This is a genomic window from Zooshikella ganghwensis, from assembly GCF_018263875.1.
GTDB classification, from domain to species: domain Bacteria; phylum Pseudomonadota; class Gammaproteobacteria; order Pseudomonadales; family Zooshikellaceae; genus Zooshikella; species Zooshikella ganghwensis.
Genome location: NZ_JAEVHG010000006.1, coordinates 43,813 through 61,393, shown reverse-complemented (window position 1 = coordinate 61,393; position 17,581 = coordinate 43,813). Strand labels below are relative to the sequence as shown.

Annotated in this window: 12 protein-coding genes; 6 read left to right on the top strand and 6 right to left on the bottom strand. The window is 41.4% G+C overall.

Annotated features, from left to right (window positions below):
- Positions 1–412 precede the first annotated feature (412 nt).
- Complete coding sequence (locus KHS79_RS10740) at positions 413–1,291, top strand: type 2 periplasmic-binding domain-containing protein (RefSeq protein WP_212718817.1); 879 nt, start codon at positions 413–415, stop codon at positions 1,289–1,291.
- 88 nt (positions 1,292–1,379) lie between these two features.
- On the opposite strand, the gene KHS79_RS10735 is transcribed toward KHS79_RS10740, so the two are convergent.
- A complete protein-coding gene (locus KHS79_RS10735; RefSeq protein ID WP_212718815.1) occupies positions 1,380–2,135 on the bottom strand; it encodes an alpha/beta hydrolase in 756 nt (251 codons plus the stop codon).
- Positions 2,136–2,165: 30 nt separating this feature from the next.
- A complete protein-coding gene (locus tag KHS79_RS10730) occupies positions 2,166–2,780 on the bottom strand; it encodes an SGNH/GDSL hydrolase family protein (RefSeq protein ID WP_212718813.1) in 615 nt (204 codons plus the stop codon).
- 585 nt (positions 2,781–3,365) lie between these two features.
- Between KHS79_RS10730 and KHS79_RS10725 the strand changes: the two genes are divergently transcribed.
- Entirely contained in the window at positions 3,366–4,367 is a 1,002-nt protein-coding gene (locus KHS79_RS10725) for an amidase domain-containing protein (protein WP_212718811.1), read from the top strand.
- 81 nt (positions 4,368–4,448) lie between these two features.
- Here the strand turns inward: KHS79_RS10725 and KHS79_RS10720 are convergent, their stop codons facing one another.
- Positions 4,449–5,996 carry an FMN-binding glutamate synthase family protein gene (locus KHS79_RS10720; protein ID WP_212718809.1) on the bottom strand — a complete coding sequence of 516 codons (1,548 nt, stop codon included), beginning with the start codon at positions 5,994–5,996 and terminating at the stop codon, positions 4,449–4,451.
- A gap of 43 nt (positions 5,997–6,039) precedes the next feature.
- On the opposite strand from KHS79_RS10720, the gene KHS79_RS10715 reads away from it, so the two are divergent.
- On the top strand, positions 6,040–6,408 hold the full coding sequence (locus KHS79_RS10715) for a translation initiation factor (RefSeq protein WP_212718807.1): 369 nt from the start codon (positions 6,040–6,042) through the stop codon (positions 6,406–6,408).
- Positions 6,409–6,671: 263 nt separating this feature from the next.
- On the opposite strand, the gene KHS79_RS10710 is transcribed toward KHS79_RS10715, so the two are convergent.
- The gene (locus KHS79_RS10710; protein ID WP_212718805.1) at positions 6,672–7,583 is read right to left on the bottom strand and encodes a LysR family transcriptional regulator; all 912 of its coding nucleotides are present in this window, start codon (positions 7,581–7,583) and stop codon (positions 6,672–6,674) included.
- A gap of 105 nt (positions 7,584–7,688) precedes the next feature.
- Here KHS79_RS10710 and KHS79_RS10705 point away from each other — a divergent pair, with 105 nt between their 5' ends.
- The 3 genes from KHS79_RS10705 (at position 7,689) to KHS79_RS10695 (ending at position 9,728) form a co-directional block, all read left to right on the top strand.
- Entirely contained in the window at positions 7,689–7,889 is a 201-nt protein-coding gene (locus tag KHS79_RS10705; RefSeq protein WP_212718803.1) for a hypothetical protein, read from the top strand.
- A 322-nt stretch (positions 7,890–8,211) separates the two neighbouring features.
- On the top strand, positions 8,212–8,910 hold the full coding sequence (locus tag KHS79_RS10700) for a substrate-binding periplasmic protein (RefSeq protein WP_212718801.1): 699 nt from the start codon (positions 8,212–8,214) through the stop codon (positions 8,908–8,910).
- Between the two features lie 89 nt (positions 8,911–8,999).
- Positions 9,000–9,728: a substrate-binding periplasmic protein gene (locus KHS79_RS10695; protein WP_212718799.1), complete on the top strand. Its 729-nt coding sequence runs from the start codon at positions 9,000–9,002 to the stop codon at positions 9,726–9,728.
- A gap of 100 nt (positions 9,729–9,828) precedes the next feature.
- Here KHS79_RS10695 and pbpC read toward each other — a convergent pair whose 3' ends face one another.
- Both pbpC and KHS79_RS10685 read right to left on the bottom strand, forming a co-directional pair.
- Positions 9,829–12,294, bottom strand: a complete 2,466-nt coding sequence (gene pbpC / locus KHS79_RS10690) for a penicillin-binding protein 1C (RefSeq protein ID WP_212718796.1) — start codon at positions 12,292–12,294, stop codon at positions 9,829–9,831.
- Positions 12,295–12,396: 102 nt separating this feature from the next.
- Positions 12,397–17,301, bottom strand: a complete 4,905-nt coding sequence (locus KHS79_RS10685) for an alpha-2-macroglobulin family protein (RefSeq protein ID WP_212718793.1) — start codon at positions 17,299–17,301, stop codon at positions 12,397–12,399.
- Between the last annotated feature and the right edge of the window lie 280 nt (positions 17,302–17,581).

Here is a 17,581-nt window from a genome sequence, read left to right as displayed (position 1 = left end):
TAAAGCTTAGCAAAAAAAATATTTATAGATAAACACTTAAAAATAATGAACTACCCATTTAGTAGTGTATGTATACTTGTTCATTTGAGATTAACGCTTTCTGATAGTATTGATCTATTTGTTCAATAAACCTTCACTGTTTTATCATATTATACTCTTCGTGAATCAATATTATACACGCTATCTACTAATGGGGCAGTTAGTGCATTTGAAACAAGTGTGCCTGCTAGTGCTAGTCTTAGTTGAATGAGTTAGCCCTGCTGAAAAACTTTGTTTATAGCATAATTATTCTATAGCTGTTTTTAAATAGATTGTATGAACTCCATATTAATCAGTTTATTGCTAAACTTTTATAGGGTACTTGTTCTCCTGATGAGAAGTGTAAAGTAGGGTAAACAGTATGAGAGTTTAAATGAAAAAACATATATGGTTTTCAACTGTTAGGAGCTGTTTTTCTTTGATATTAGGTATAACTACTTTATGGGGGGCGGTACAAGCTGTATCTCAGCAAAATTTGTCACTTTCAAAAGAAAGAAGTAGCTTAATCATTGGTTTTAATGACTTCCCTCCTTATGCGATTGAAGAAGGGTACAATATTTCTTCACGGAAAAATGGTATTTGTAGCTATTCTGAGCATATAGGATTTGGTATAGATCCTGATTTCTTAATAGCGGTTGTTTCTCATGCAGGTATGGATAGTTATTTAGTTTTCCATCCTTATGCACGTACAAAGTCGTTACTGAAAAATAATGAGATTGACGCTACTGCTGGATTTTTTTATAAAGAAATAAATGGTCGACCAAAATATCGCTATATACTTTATGATATGGGGGGATTGACAAAAGTATATGCAAAAAATAATGTGGCAGAAGGACTAACAAAATTTCGACAGTTAAAGTTTCTAAAACTGGGTGTTGTTCGAGAAGAATATTTCCATAACGCTGTTTTAAATGAAGCAATCTATAAGTCAAAATCAATTATTCCTGCGCTTTTTGCTAACAGCTATCATCAGCTTTTTAATGCTTTAGCTGAAGGTCGGGTCGAAGTTGTTGCTGCCAATAATGTGGTTGGTGATTATATCCTAGCTAATATGGGTATGTATGAAGTGGAAGCGAGTCCTTTACAGTTTTCATATGGGAATGATCCAAAACAAGATGGAATCTATATAGCTGTTAGTACAGCAATAGCTGATGACATTTTTTATAGGTTGAAAAAAAGTGCACAGAAACTTTTAGAACATGGTTATTTTCGCTGTATTCAAGAAAAGTATGGTGTTGTATCTAATAACTAATGAGTTATGATGAGAGTCCTACAGTAAATGACTTCAGCATTAATAATGCCGATGAAAAATTTTATTTCAGGCACTTATAATTGTATTCTTATTCAAGCGTAGCTATATTTCTTGATTTTAAAGTGTTGCAGTCTTGGCCAGATAAAAAACCTTTAATCAAAGACTCAACTCTTTGCTTAACTGAAATTGCGCCATAATCCGACAAATCCATATGTTTTGAATTCTCTATTTCGATTATACAGCTATGATATATATCTTGCTCTTCTTCTGTTAATAAAACACTCTCAGCTGTTGGATACTCAGTGGCTCTTATTGAAAGGACTTGAATCTGTGCAGTCTTGGGTAAAGTAACTCTACGATTATCTAGAGTTACAATCTTGCTTATATATGGCTTGCCTTTATTAGCTAACCATGCTGATATATCTCCTCCATTTGAATGACCCACAAGTACTATATTGTGAAAATTATATTCAGGAAAACGAGTTGGTAGCTTGCGCTGCAAAAAGTCTAATGTTGTTGCACCCCGTTGCCAGTTTTCAATTCTAGTCTTAAATAAATCACCTATTATTGATAATGGCGGATCATTTGGTAACTCATGATCAACAGCAACAGTCATATAACTCATTGAATTCAATAATTGAGTAATGAATTGATACTTTTGATATGGAACTTTGTTTCCTGCGCTAATAAAAGCAACATTACATTTTTGGGAGGTGGAACAATCTATATTTTTACTAGGAAAATCCACTGAAATGGGGATATATCTATCCCTGTCAGCATCATAAATATCTAATGTTTTTGAAAAGCTTGAACAAGTCAAACATAACAGTAAAAAGCTAATCATGTATCGCATGCTATTCCTTAATTTCCCAATTCATCTCAGAAGGCTTAACGTCTCGTTAATGGCGTTAGAAATCCACGTTCCAATTTTTGCATTACTCACTTCATTAAAATGAATGCCATCAGGAAGCAATATATCTGATAAAACCTGCGTTGAAGTCTTGTTATAAAGGTCATTGACCCTAAAATTGTATTTTTTTGCAAGCTCAATCGATGCCATATTATACTCAATGATATCTTTAAGAAAGCGACGAGAATCCTTAACCGCATTATGAACAATTTCGTCTATGGGTGTAGATGTTGCCCAAATTACAGATGATCCTCGCTGTGCTAATCTACCAAATATTGACTCTAGGTTTTCACAATATCGTTTTTTTGAACAAACGGGACCTTTCTGTCCAGGGTTATATCGAACATCATGTAAACCGCAGTTAAGGTGTATTAAATCGAAATTTTCTCTGGACAACCAAGAGTCTAGATTTTCCTTGACTTTAATTGATGATTCACAATTCTCTGAAGGAGAATAAAGATATGAATCTTTACTTAGATTCTTAATTACGTACTTTTCACTATTGAGGCGTATCGAATCACCAATTAAAAAAACTCTCAATTTACGCTCCCTACCTGAGATTTTTAATGCTGTTAGCAAGGTGTAACTACTCCCAATAATAGCACACCGTTTTGCTGCTAAATATAGTTGTAGTTGGCGATATAATATATCATCCCATCATATTACTGTAGTCTAATTTACAGATTACCTAAAATATATACACTATGAGAAGCCGTCTCCAGAAATAGCAGATTGCTAGGTTTGAGGAAACTACATAGATAATACGCTTATAGTGTCTTTAACCTTGCTAATAACTAAGTTGTCTAATAATTGTAAAAAACAAAATTTGAATAGGTTAAAGCTGGCTTAAACTATAGATATACACTTGATTATAGGTATACTCTTCGCGAATAATTTTTAGGCTTTGTTACCATCGCTCTTGGCCACAAAGGATGATGGGAATGCAGTTTATGCATAATGACATGGATGTCATATAGTAGAGCAATGCAGGAGCTATTGCCGAGGAGCATTTAACTGCCACTCCAGTCATTTATTTTATCTAAACTCCTGGGGCTACATCGCTCGGTGGCCTCGCCTAAATAATCCTTCGCTGTGAGTATATACCACTTTATTTTGACACCTACAAATGATTCATTATGAGTATATATACAGGGAGGACAAAATATGCCATTTGAGTATACTCAGTCACTGCATAATATAAAACATTTCCTGCAGTCTTTTTTCTTTAAAATACAGTTTTTTTTAGCTTGTATGATATTTCCTTTTTCAACGCTGGCTATTAGTGATAGCTCTCAGCCTGTAGATCATAACTTGCTTGGTCGTGATATCGTTGAATCATTTATGTTGTCGAAAGGGGTTTCCTTTAATAAACAGACTGATAATAAACGTTATATGACTTTTATGCGTGGTATACTCCTTGGTGAGTATCCTGAACTTACAGGCCTTAATTCTGTTTATGTTAAATCACAAGTTGAGTTAAATGCAGTTATAAAGTTCGCTAGTGAAGAGTTAAATCCTGTATTTCAGGACTATCCCGTTAATAATTCAATCCCAGAAGTAAAGCCGGATCAATCAGGTTTAATATTAGATAGTTTTAATCAAGGTAAGACTGTTTTAGTTAACTATGATCGTAGTGCTGCTATTAACTATGCTTATGCATGGTGGGATAAAAGAAACCCTAACTATCCAGACTTTGGTGAAAATGATTGTACAAACTTTATCAGTCAAGCAATGGTTGCAGGAGGGTTCAGTTTAGTTGGTAGTGGCGATGGCTGTAGAGATGAAGCTACACGTACTGAGTTTTATGCCAATGCAAATACCCCGCCTTGGTGGTGCCAGGGTAGTAACCGTCATTGGGAATGGTCTACCAGTTGGAGTGTAGTGGATACGTTTCGGGCTTATTTTGCTGATGAAAATAATTTTGCAACAGTTTTAGGGTGGACGACTGATAGGAAATTAACAAAGAGTCTATTGTCTCCGGGGGATATTATCCAGCTCCAGAAAAAGCAAGGAAGTGGTTGGATTATCTACCATAATATGTTGGTAACTAAGGAAGATAGTAAAGATTTATACCTCACATACCATGCATTTAATCGTAAAGATAAACCATTAAGTGAAATAGAAGCAGGTGAAGATCAACGTTATATATTAGTTAGATTTCCCTAGGACCTGTTAACAGGCCCTAGCTATTTTATATTGAGGCTTTGAGCTAAGCCTCAATATAACGTTTAAAAAAAAATACTTTAATTAGCTTTTGCCTCGATTCGTGGGAGTTACCGCACTAGTGTTATGTGTCCTATAGGCAACCTCAGGATATAATTCGCTCAATAAAATAGATTGGCCGGATTGAATGACGATCCGAGCATGATGACGTGTAAGTTCTCTAGGTTCTTTTAAACCGCAGGAATGGGCAATAATGCCAACATAGTGCATCATATTATGTGCATAATTTTTAACACGTTCAGCTTTTTCTGAAACCACTAAGCCTTTTTGTAGTTTAGGGTTATGAGTTGTAATGCCTGTCGGACACGTATTTTTGTTACAACGTAAGGCTTGGATACAACCTAGCGCAAACATAAATCCTCGGGCTGATGTTACAAAGTCAGCACCAAGACAGATCGCCCAGGCAACATCTGCTGCATTAATTAATTTACCAGAGGCAATGACTTTGACGCGTTCGCGTAGGCCATATTCACATAGCTTGTCAACCACTAACGGTAGGCTTTCAGCAAGTGGTAAACCTACATAATCCATTAAGCTCATTGGCGCTGCCCCTGTTCCTCCTTCAGCACCATCAATGGTGATGAAGTCTGGGGCAAATTCTTCCCCTCGCCGTTGTATTGCATGGAAGAGATCGTCCAACCACTCACTGCCGCCAACTACTATTTTAAAGCCTACGGGTTTACCCGTTATACGACGAACACGGTTTATCATATCAAGCAGATCATGGACGGATCTAATCTCAGGGTGACCATTTGGACTAATAGAAGCTTGACCTTCGGGAATGCCACGAACTTTTGAAATTTCAGAAGTCACTTTTTCTGCTGGTAGAATACCTCCTTTGCCAGGTTTTGCTCCCTGGCTAAGTTTGATTTCAAACATCTTTACCTGTGGATAGTTAGCAATTGTTTTTAGTTTGACATCGTCTAATAAGCCGTCTTTGTCTCGAACACCGTATTTAGCTGTACCTATTTGAAAGACCAGGTCACAACCTCCTTGTAAATGATGCTCAGATAAGCCACCCTCTCCGGTATTCATCCACACACCAGCCATTGCTGCTCCTTGTGATAATGCTTGTACAGCTGGAGCGGATAAAGCGCCATAGCTCATTCCTGATATATTAAATAATGAAGTAGTTGAGTAAGGTTCATGGCAATAAGGGCCAATTGTGATACGCCTAGGTTCTACGGCATCCTCTGTTAATGTGGGGAATATGCAGTTCATAAACATAACAGTGCCAGGTACATTTAAAGGACGGGTAGAACCAAAAGCTACGGTGGAGTCGACATTTTTTGCGGTGCGATAGACCCAGCTTCGTTGTGCTCGATTAAAGGGCAGCTCTTCACGGTCCATAGCAAAGAAGTACTGTCGGAAAAATTCGCCTAAATGTTCAAATGCGTAGCGAAATCGACCAATAATGGGATAGTTACGGCGAATAGCGTGCTTTGTTTGTGTAACATCAATACAATAAAGGCCAATAAGGTAGATCACAAACAGTACGAGGGCGATGAGCACTAACCCAATGAAACTATCAGCCGCAATGACTAAAAAACGAATAGCAAGATCCAGCTCCATTGTGATTATCCTTAATTGTATTAAGTAAGAGGTTATTAGTCGTATGTCAAAACGTCGAAATACCAGTAATGACTCTGATAGTCGATCTGAAAGCAGTCGATTGGTTTATACCACAGATGGTGGACGAATTGATCCTGAGAAAAATAACGATGAGCCTGTATCAACATACACGGATGGTGTAGTCCGTGTACGAAGGGAAGTCAAAGGTCGTGGTGGTAAAACCGTAACTACTGTCACAGGTCTGCCACAGACAGGCAATGACTTAAAAGCCTATGCCAAACAGTTAAAGCAGTATTGTGGAACCGGGGGGGCTGTGAAGCAAGGGGTGATTGAAATTCAGGGGGATCAGGTTGAAAAGCTACTGCAATGTTTAACTAAAGATGGCTATCAAGCGAAACAGGCAGGAGGGTAGGACAATTGCAAAGAGAAGCAACCTACTTTTTGCAACCCTTTATTTCTTTTAAATAAACAACAGTAATATTTTAATGTGTAGTCTGATAAGGCAAAGGTTAGGTAGCCCTTTATGATCTGTTTATCGCAAGGAAGCGTCAACTAAGCCCTATGGTATGTTCGATAGGTTTAACACAAATTTTTGACCAAAAGCCTTTCAAACTTGGTTTTAGAAGGGCAAATTTATATGCGATTGCCTGAGGGGAGAATTAAGCCATCATTTACTTATTTTGTGAAAAATAATGGTTTTAAGTGGTCACGAATAAAGTCAATAAACACTTTAATTTTTGCTGCTGGGTAGCGCTCGTTATGTAGCGCATAAACGTGTATTTTAGGGAGATGATAGTTTGGCATTAACTGAATAACACTGCCGCTATCAAGATCGGGCCGGGCAATGATTTCGGCAGTAGCTGTAATACCAAGGTTATTTTTCATCATTTGATAAGCGACGGCAGATGAATTAGTGGATGACTTTTCATTAATAAAGATTTCGTGCTCAGTTAAATCTGGGCCGGTTAAGATCCACTTGAAATTCTTCATTGAGCTTATGGTAATCCAGTTCATCTGGGCGAGTGCCTCCAGATTTGACGGGTTACCAATGCTTGAAAGGTAGTCTCTGCTTGCGACAATAACGGCTTCGGCCTCAGTAATATAACTGCCGTAACAAGGCCAGTCAGTTGTTGTGCCAATTCTAATGGCAACATCAATATTATTTTTCTCAAGATCAATTAATGTATCGCTAGAGATTAAATCAACACTTACTTCAGCGTAAGTTGATTCAAATTTATGAATAATTTCGGGTAACAGCTTTAAACACATGTCGTCTTTTGCAGTTACTCTCAGGCGACCTTTAGGTATGTGTTTTGCGCTTTCTGCAAGCTGAAATATTTCAGTTCCAAGCTCATGAAGTTGTTGGCAGTGCGAGAGCAGAATCTTTCCTGCATTTGTTAGTGTTACTGAACGCGTACTTCTGTTGAGCAGTTGAACATTTAACTTTTTTTCTAAACGTTGTATTTGGTCACTAACATGAGCTTTGCCCAAGTTCAATTGCTCAGCAGCTTTGGTAAAAGAGGCCTCTTTTGCAACAACTGCAAACATGGCTAGTTGTTTGAGGTATTTCAGTGATTCATAGTTCATTGTCTGAATTATACATACAATATGTTTGGGCTTCTATTATTTATCTGCTGGTTTCAGTGCCCTATCCTGTGGCTAACATATGAGTAAGTGAGGAGCACACCTATTATGAAACTGAATACGTTACTAATCATTTGTACACTTGTTTCACCAGTATCGTTAGCAGAACCACATGATCCATTTCGTGATACTGATGATAGTGTGGTAGTAGAACAACAGGAAACAACTCAGTCTGAGATTTCAGAGAGGGAAAATTCTGGTTGTCTAATTAATTCAGACAGCTGTCAAGAGGCTGAGGCTGTGGATTGAAAGTATTAATATGTTTTAATGCTAGTTGTTATGATTACTTTTATATATAAAAAGTAATCACTTATTTATACTGATCTTTATTTAACATTACTTTTTCACTCATTAGTACCTAGAGGATCACTTCACCAAAAAGTGGTTTATTGCACTATACTGCATAAGCGCATAGGTCATGAGTGTTAAAAGCATAAATGCACGAATGTATAGCGTTCACAAATGACATGGGTATATTGAGTTATTAAGAGTAAGTGCTACACACACTATGTGGACAACCGTCTATTCAATAATTGCTTTACTTTTGGTACTTCAGTATGCCCACGCGGGTGTGGATCGTCATCAGTTTAAAAACAAAGAATATCAAGTCATACTTGGCCCGGTACCTGGTTATACTGACTCATTGAAAAAAGGGCCAGGTTCTCTTCTCACTCAAGAAATAATTTCACGGCTAGAAAAAGATGGCTATAAATTTCAACTAAGAATGGTTCCGTGGGCTCGAGCCAATAAACTATTCAACGCTGGTGAAGTTGATGCTCTCTTTCCTGAATTAATACTGGATGATTCTCAAAATGGAATGACGGGGATGCCTGTTGATATGGCTTCTCAAGTTGTTTTTAATTTAAAAGAAAGGAATAAAATAAACTCAGTTGATGAACTCTATAATAAGAAAGTTGTATTCGTAAGAGGCATTATGAAAATCAGTGCGCTTTTACATCCAAGTATTAAGCTAATAGAAGTGAATGCTCCAGATCAAGCGTTTAATATGCTGCTAAAAAAGCGTGCTGATGCATATATAAATTGGATTACTTTAGATAACTATAATCGTGAAGGCTTTCAATATGGAAAACCAATTGTGTCAAGGTTTGATGCTTATCGTTTCCAAATAACCATTGAAGGTGCAAAACTCATGGAGGCATTTAACTTTACTTTAGGGATGATTATTAAAGATGGTACATACAACAAGATATTTGATAAGTATAAGGTGTTAAATATTTTAATGACCCAGCCTGAGGCGGTTACTCAATAGAAAATATTTTATATCATTGGTGCATGCTTTCCCAACTGCTATTAATTAAAGAGAGCTGACAAACCTGGCAATGTAGATGATGAGGTTTTATGAACACTTTCATAGTTCTGATAGGGATAGGAGGGTTACTGATATGTGAATTTGCTGTTAGCCAGGTTAAGCTATTAATTACAGGTGTTGAGGATATGTATTTGACAAAAATATCTGAGCCAATTCTTGTAAAAGCATATAAAGATATTGGAATTGAAGTTGAAATTAAATTAGCTCCTGCCGAGCGAGCCTTAAATGAAGTTGATCATGGCCGGATTGATGGAGACATAATTAGAAAAGCAGGTCTTGAAAATAAATATCCTAATTTAACTAGAATTCCGATAGTGCTAGTTATAGCCGATTGGGTGGTATTTACTCGAGAAATTAACATTTCTGTGCAGGGATGGCATAGCTTAGCACCTTATAGTATTGCAATTCAAAGAGGGCTTAAAGTAGCAGAAGATGGAACTAAAGGCATGAATGTAATTGCTTTAAGCTCAATTTCGCAACAATTTAAAATGCTAAGTGCAAATCGTGTTGAGCTAGCAGTAGCAACCCGGTTAGAAGGTATACTCACTATCAAAAAAGAAAAACTATCAGGAATTTCTGTACTGGAGCCGTCTTTACAAAAAATACCGTTGTATCATTACTTAAATAAAAAGCATAAAAATATCATTACCAAATTAACCCGTCAGCTCGATGAAATGAGTAAAACAGGAGAATTGTCGGCTATAAAAAAACATGCAATAAATGAATTATTGAAGGTTGGGGAAAAAGGGGCCGAGTAAAAGGAGTATTTATACATTTTTGCACTATAGTTAATAATGTTTTAACAGCAAGAAATGGGCTGTTAATCTTTGTGTGGATAGTACTTTAAAAGCGCTAAGCTCAATGTGCCAAAACGGTTATCGTCACTTTATCCACATGACCTAGGGTATCAGTGACAGCAAGTTGATATTCACCTGGTCGGGGGAGGGTGTAGACCAGACTTTGGCCTGCATGACTGGTACCGATATTGCGTCCATTGAGATACCAAATCAAATGACCATAACCACCCTGGGTTTGTAAATTGACAATATAGCGACCTTTGTTTTTTGTCTGCGGCTTAATCAGCATTTGATCTTTTAACGAGCTAATTCTTAGTGTTTGATGACCTAATGGCTGATTAGGCAAGCACTCTGTTGCAAAAGGTGGCAGTAATGTTTGGCGCTGCCAACGTTTGGGTAGCCAAGGTTCTAAAACTTGAGGCCAAAGTGCTACGTGACGTGTTGCTGTTGTCTCGCTATTGCAGGCTAAACTGGTGCGTTGTCCTTTCTTGTTGATATGGATAGGAGCAGGATTGACCAGTTGTTGGCCTTGCCGGGTTGGAAATAATGTGGGAGGAGTGTGTTGCTGAATGGTCCAGGCAGTATGTTGTTGGTGACAGTTGCCGTGTTGATTTTCCTGTCTTGAGCTTGCTGTACCTAATGGCCAACAAATGATTTGTTGTGATACTCCAGGCGGTGGGCTGGCAAACCCTGACTGTTTTGGTAAGGCACTGCTGATGGCCCGTAGTAACGGCCAGGCTGTCACAAGTCCATACTCTCCAGGAGATGGAGTGCCATCTGGGCGGCCAACCCATACTCCGATGGTGTAGTCTGGCATCACGCCTACCGCCCAAGCATCCCGAAAGCCATAGCTGGTGCCGGTTTTCCAGGCTAGGGGCATTGACTGGGTGTGTGCAGCAAGGGCTTGGTTATCACTTCGGGTTAATATTTGTCGAACAATCCACGCAGCTTGCGGTGAAAGTAAATAACGCTCTTTGAGCGGAGCATCAGGGGTAAATCGTAACTCTCCTGCCAGGCCATTTCGAGCAAGACTGGTGTAAGCACTTACTAAGTCTTCAAGCCTTGTGCCTAGGCCACCTAAAATCATGGAGAGGTTAGCTTTGTCACCATGTGGGAGTTGTAACAACATGCCCGCATTGCGTAACCGATCAGCAAATGGTTTAGGTTCAACGGCTTTAAGTAGTTGAACGGCAGGCACATTCAGTGATCGTTGCAAAGCTTCAGTGGCCGAAACAGGGCCGTAGAAGCCACCACTAAAATTGCTGGGTTGATAGTCACCGTCATGCAGTGGTGCATCGCTGAGCAGTGATGCAGAGTGAATCAGCCCTTGCTCCAACGCCATGCCATAAAGAAAAGGTTTCAGCGTTGAGCCTGGTGAGCGGACCGCAGTTACCATATCAACATGACCAAAACGTTGTCGATTACCAAAGTCTACTGTGCCTTGGTAAGCCATAACGGCTAAGTCTTTATTGCGCACGACAAGTGCCGCAACCGATGCACCCTCTTGCAGACGATGTTGGTAATGGCTGATCAGCGTTGATACCTGCAACTGGGTTTGCGGGTCAACGGTACTATGAATAGGCTCAAGCAGAGTATCCAACTGGGCTGATAAGGTTTGATTGGAGGGTGGTAAGTGATTTGAGGGCAAGTGAGTTGATTTAGGCGCTAGGTTTACGTTGTTTGGTTTTGAAATGCTCAGATTTTTCTGGCTTTGTTGGTGCAGCCGTCGTGCTAAGAGGGGGGCATATTGTGGTGCTGTTAACCGCAGTGCGATTACATTTTCCTCTAAGGCTGCCTGAATCGTTTCTGCTGGCCAAATATCAAAGGAGGCTAGTCGCTGCAGTACCTTATTCCGGGCTTTAGCTGCCCGCTCGGGATGACGATCTGGACGTAAGCGGCTGGGGGATTGTGGGAGCACTGCGAGTAGTGCGGCTTCACTATGACTTAAAAAGCGTGCTGATTTCCCTAGGTAGGTAAAACTTGCGGCTTGAACACCTTCAATCGGTCCACCAAACGGAGCAAGATTAATATACAACGTTAGAATTTCATGCTTAGAGAAGTGCCATTCGAGCTGTAAGGCACGAAACATCTGCCTGAGCTTGCCTGATAGGGTCCGTGAATGTGGGTCCAGTAGACGTGCTACCTGCATGGTGATGGTTGAGCCACCTGAGACAATGTGACCATAACGAATGTTCTGCCAGGTCGCACGAAGCAAAGCAATAGGATTGATACCAGGGTGTTGATAAAACCAGCGATCTTCATAGCTGAGTAAGGCATCAATGTACAAGGGGGAAACTTGGTCCAGCTGCACTGGGTAGCGCCATACGCCATTTTGATCAGCAAAACTGCGCAAGGGTGAGCCATCATTAGCGACGACGGTGCTGGCAAATAGGGATGCACTGGGTAAGGGCAAAGGCCACTGTTTGTCAGCGGCCCAAAACCCTAGGGGAATGATGATAAAGCCTGCTACGGTGCAGTATAGCAAGAGCTTGTAGCGTAGCAGGTGCTTCTTTAACAGCTTTTGCATGGTTAAAAGCTGTCTCGCGTTATAACAGGTACTAATAGAGTAGGTGCTATAACAACTGGCACTGTAAAAGCCAGTGCTGAAAAAACAAGTATCACCCCATGTTTATTGAGGATCATCTGCACTGACATGGGATTTCACCCTAAGCTCATCAATGGTCTCACCAATGCTAAAGTATTGAGGCTGATACATCGCTTCAACAAAGGCAGGAGGTACCTGGTAAGTACCTGGGGTTACTGCTCTGGCCAGGAAAAACAGCTCGTACTGGCTATTGCTGTAAGGCATATCCAGTGCGGCAACATAGCGGTCTCCACGGTACTCTTGATGGCTTAACTCAGTGTTGCGTTGTAAGCGACTTATAGGCGTGCCATTAATCATTAATTGTTCTGCACTCGCACTGGTTGCCAGGTTTTGATTTTCTAACTCAAGACCCGCAGGTAACAGGTTGACCACCAGTACATTACGTAGTGGCTTTTCTGTTTTTAGCTGGAGGCGAACAATCACCAGATCCCCTGTTTGTAGTGAGGATAGTTTTAATGGCTTGCCATCAAAGCTATAGAACGACCGTTGAATAGACAACTGGTTGCTTACAGGCTTTGGTGGTAGTGAAGGGTAGCCAGTGACATCAAGGGTTGCGAAAAGACCACGCTTATCTTGAGTGGTGATGGTTAAGCCCTCTTTGAGCTGTTCATAACCATAAGCCTGCTGCAGGTTGACCAGGTTTTTCAAAGGGGTGGCCTCTTGCCCTAGGGTCAGTTCGCCAGACCAAGTTTCACCGTGGTTACGCAAGCTGACGCCCGCTAAAAATAAAGCGTTGCGCTCCTGTGTACTGAAGTACTGTTTGTTCTTCAGGCTTTCATGCAAGAGCATAGCTAACTCCCTCACCAGGGAAGAATACTGTTTGGTCGATTCTAACCAGTGGATGGCCAGGCTTAAGTCACGGGTACGGCTGCCATAACTGTGGTAGTAGTTTTCATTAATGCGTAATTGCTGAACACCTTTGGTAATGACTTTTTGCGCCTGGTTACTATCACCCATTTTATCCAGTGCCAGCCCGAGTTGAACCCAAGCTAATCCGGCGTTGGTTGTCTCCTGATAACGGCTTGAGTACGTGCGGAGTGTGCCTAAGGGTGCTTGTCTAAGCTGAGCCAGCACCCAGGCGCTGTAGGCTCGGGTCGCAAAGGTTGAGGCAGGGTAGTTATCCTGGGGTAGATTTTGGGTTTGCACATAATGTTTCAACCGCTCAAGGGCATTATCTAATGCTTGCTTGGGTACAGCATAACCTGCCAGCTGTGCTTGCAATAAGAAGTCAGTGACATAAGCCGTTAACCATGGCTCCTCAGGGCTGGTATTTGACCATAACCCAAAACTGCCATCGCCGCGCTGCATACCTAATACCCGGGCAATGGCTTTTTGAATGGCGGCTTTACGCTTCTGTTGCGGGGAGCCTTCAATACCCAGCTGCTGGAGTACTTTATCATTGGCTTGCAACTGAGGGTATACACCACTGGTAGTTTGCTCCAGACAACCATAAGGATAAGCTTTCAACGCAGAGAAATGTGCAGCGACGTTGATAGCAGGGTAACTGCTCATAGACAGCTGTGCCAACACTGTTGTGGGATACAGTGCTTTAATCTCAGCTCCCTCAAAGGTTAAGGGTTTGTCAGGTAAAACCTGTTGTTGAATACGTTGCAGGTGGGCAGGGTAAGCTGGACGAATACCCAGCTGCCAGTTGCGCTCCAGAGTAATCGGCTCATCCAGATGGGGGACTTTGATATTGGCGACGTTCAGCTGAATATTGGCAGTACCAAATAAGGTGCCTGCTTTTACTGGGATACGTAAGGTTTGTTTTTCTCCCTTTTCAAGGGAAAGTTTTTCAGGAAGCGTATCCTTCAGTATGGATAAACCATTGCTCGTAATGAACTCAAGACTCAGTGCTTGGTTTTGCTCACTGAGGTTGTGGATATCCAACGCTAAAGTCGATTCATCATTGTTTGCCAGGAAGCGGGGCATGGCTAGCTGTGTGACGACAGGTGCAGCGACTGTAACGGCTTGTTCATTATGACCATACTGATGATCGTTAAAGGCAATGGCCATCAGTCTGACTTGGCCATTAAATTCGGGAATAGCAAAGTTTACTTCTGCTTCACCCTGATCATTCACTGTTACTGGGCCAGAAAACAGGGAAACAATTTGCACATCACTGGCAGGTTGTTGTCCTCCGCGAGTCAGGTCTGCATCCCCCCCGAACATTAACTCAGCAATACTGCCACTTTCAGGTTGAATAATCTTCTGGTAGAGGTCGTACTGACTCACTTCGTAACGCCGTTGCCCAAAGAACCACTGATTCGGGTTGGGTGTTTCATAACGAGTGATGTTTAAAACACCTACGTCAACAGCAGCAACAGTCACCTGAGTAGGCTGGTCACTGTTAATGCCTGTGAGTTTCAATTTTGCGGTGAGCTGGCTGTTGGGAATAATTTTATCCGGTGCGTCAATGGTAATCGACAGCTCGCGTTGGCTACGATCAAGTGGTAAGTGCTGTACACCGACTGCACGACGGATAAGTTGATGTTCTTTGCCAGACTGAATAACAACTGCACTGACATAGAGGTTATGCTGATCCCAGTCGTCGCTGACGGGAATAGTAAAGGTTTTACCTTCAGCAGGCACCTCAATGCTATCCCACCAAAGCGGCTGATTACCTTCAACCAACAGATAACCTTGACCGACAAAGGGGGCATTTACTGTGACCTGGATATTGTCCCCAGCCAGGTAAGCTTTTTTATCCAATGTTAACTGGATTTGATCGGGGCGGCTGTCACTGTCAGGTGCTTGTTGCCAGCCAGCATAGAAGCGATAGCTGGAAACTTGCTGGCTACTAGGATCGGTTACCTCTAAACGATAATGACCGTATTTTACGGGCACCTGCAGCTTGGTTGGACCATCTGCAGATAATGCTAAAGGCTGTTCATAGGTAGCATATTCAGTGACAGTATAAGAGCTGTCCCAGCCGGATGATTCAGAATAGTGCCAGTTATAATGACGCTCCTCTCGAATAAGTTTGGCTTGCACGCTGGGTGATGTTTGTAGCTCACCTTCCTGGCTGGTTTTAACGACCTCAAAGCTGACCAGGCTGTCACTATCACTGTTATCGTCTTTAAATAAAGGACGAATACCTACCAGTGTCGGGTGAGGAAAGACATGGTAAGTGCGGTTGCGGGTAACAGGTCGACCACCACTTTCCAATAAGCTGGCCGATACGGTAATTGCTAATGGAGACTGGGTTTCTTGCCACTCATTTTTGATATCAATACGGCCTTTGCCATCCGCATCGAGTTTTAATGAGCTAAGCTCCTGGCGCTGGTTAAAGGCATCATAGCCAGTAATTCCAAAATGGTAGTCAGGCCATTGACTGAGTGGATGGCTTGTACTGCGTACCCATACTTTGGGTTGTACTTCATTACCTGCGGCTGGCGCACCATAAAGATAATCACCTTCTACTGGGACAGAAAGTGCATCGTTGGCGGTAAGTGGTGTTAGCTGCTGGCTGGGAGCGCCTAGGTCGAGCTTCATACGTTCGGGTAAAAAGTCTTCTACCAAAAAGTCGTATTGGAATACAACGTTGCTAGGGGTAGTGACCTTTAATTGCCAGCGACCTGTTGGGGCATTGGCAGGGATAGTATAAGCATGTTGAAAATAATTTTGCTGTTCAGTACGCCAGGTAAAGCTATTTAAGACTTTGCCATCAGGGCGAATAATATCTGCTTGTAACGGAAAACCTTTAACGGTTTGTCCATCGGTGCCACGTAGTAAGGCGCTGAAGTCAATTTTCTCGCCAGGTCGATATAAATCACGAGGTGTATAGATAAAGACTTCATGTGGCTGTTGCTGGCGCTTGCCTAGTTTAAAGTTGGCCAAGTCTAGCGCGGGGGTGAATAAGGGGACAACTGAAGTATGCTGCTCATGTTCAGCAACTAATAAATAAGCGTTTTTTATCGGCTTAGCAAAGCTGACATGACCTTTATTATCTGTATTTTGGAGATCACTGATGCGAACACCTTGTTTATCGAGCAGGTAAACATTTGCACTGGCCTTGGATTGGCCGGTTTGCAGACTGTTGACCCAGACATCCAGTCGGTCACTGTAACTGCGGGCATGAACGCCTAAGTCACTGATCGTGAAATAGGTAGCAGGGTATTGATATTGGTAGTCTCCTTTAGCACGCATGACGGCTAAGTAGATACCTGGTTGTGTTAACGGTGACAGGCTTTGTACAGGAATATGGCTAACTGCACGGGTATTAGCTTTGGTCTTTAAATCAAAGCGGCCGCTATGGGCTAATTCAAGAAATGGCTTTAGCTTTTCAAGATAGTAAATCTCGATGCTGGCACGCTGTTGATACTGCTTAAAAAATTCAGATAAGTGATCTGGTTTTACCCGGAAGAAATCAATATCCACCTCTGGAATATTGACTGACATGACCGGTAGACCTTTTTTGACTGGGGCTGGTAGCAGTGAACCACTACTGGCAAAACCAACCACGGGCACCATTGCTGGAGCAGTAATTTCATGACGGGTGGTTTGGTCCAGGGTTTTTCCTGTCACTGAGATGAGTGTTTTCCCGACGAAAACAGAGTACTTTTGTTCAGGCTGAAGGCCGACAAATAATAGTGTGTTTGGATTTGTATCAAGAATCCACTCACCTTTAACTTCATGGCCTTTACTGTCTTCAACTGTCAGGTGTGGGCTGTTATTAGTCTTAGGGTCTAGTGGCTGACTAAGCACCACTTTAGCAGCAAGCCCTTCTTTATGGGCAATACTACTAACGTTGAGTACTTGAAAATATAAAGGAATAGCTTCTTGTGGTTGCTGGGGAGTGGTTTTGTCTTTTGTTGCTTGTGCTGTAGCTGCAGGCTTTTCTGCAGAGGGTTTGGATGGCTCATCATCAGAGCAGGAAATAAGAGTAAGGCAGCAGCAAACCAATAAGACAGGTCGTAACCAAGCCATAGTTCTTCCCTAGTGTTTGTCATTGGGTGGGATAAATTGTATGCGCCTAGAAACGCTTTAGCTTTCTAAAAAAAAACAGCTTTCTAAATCAATGGCTAGTCAGTACCAGAAAGAGTACTTGTTATATCTGGTATCTGGCAGATCGAGTATAGTGCGGGAGTATATATTATTTTTAATAAGTGATTTGTTATTTTTATGTATACCCTTTAAAAGGGTATACATAAACTATTCACAATAAGGTAAAAACGACTAAGCCTTTACCCTTCGTGGGGGAGGGCGT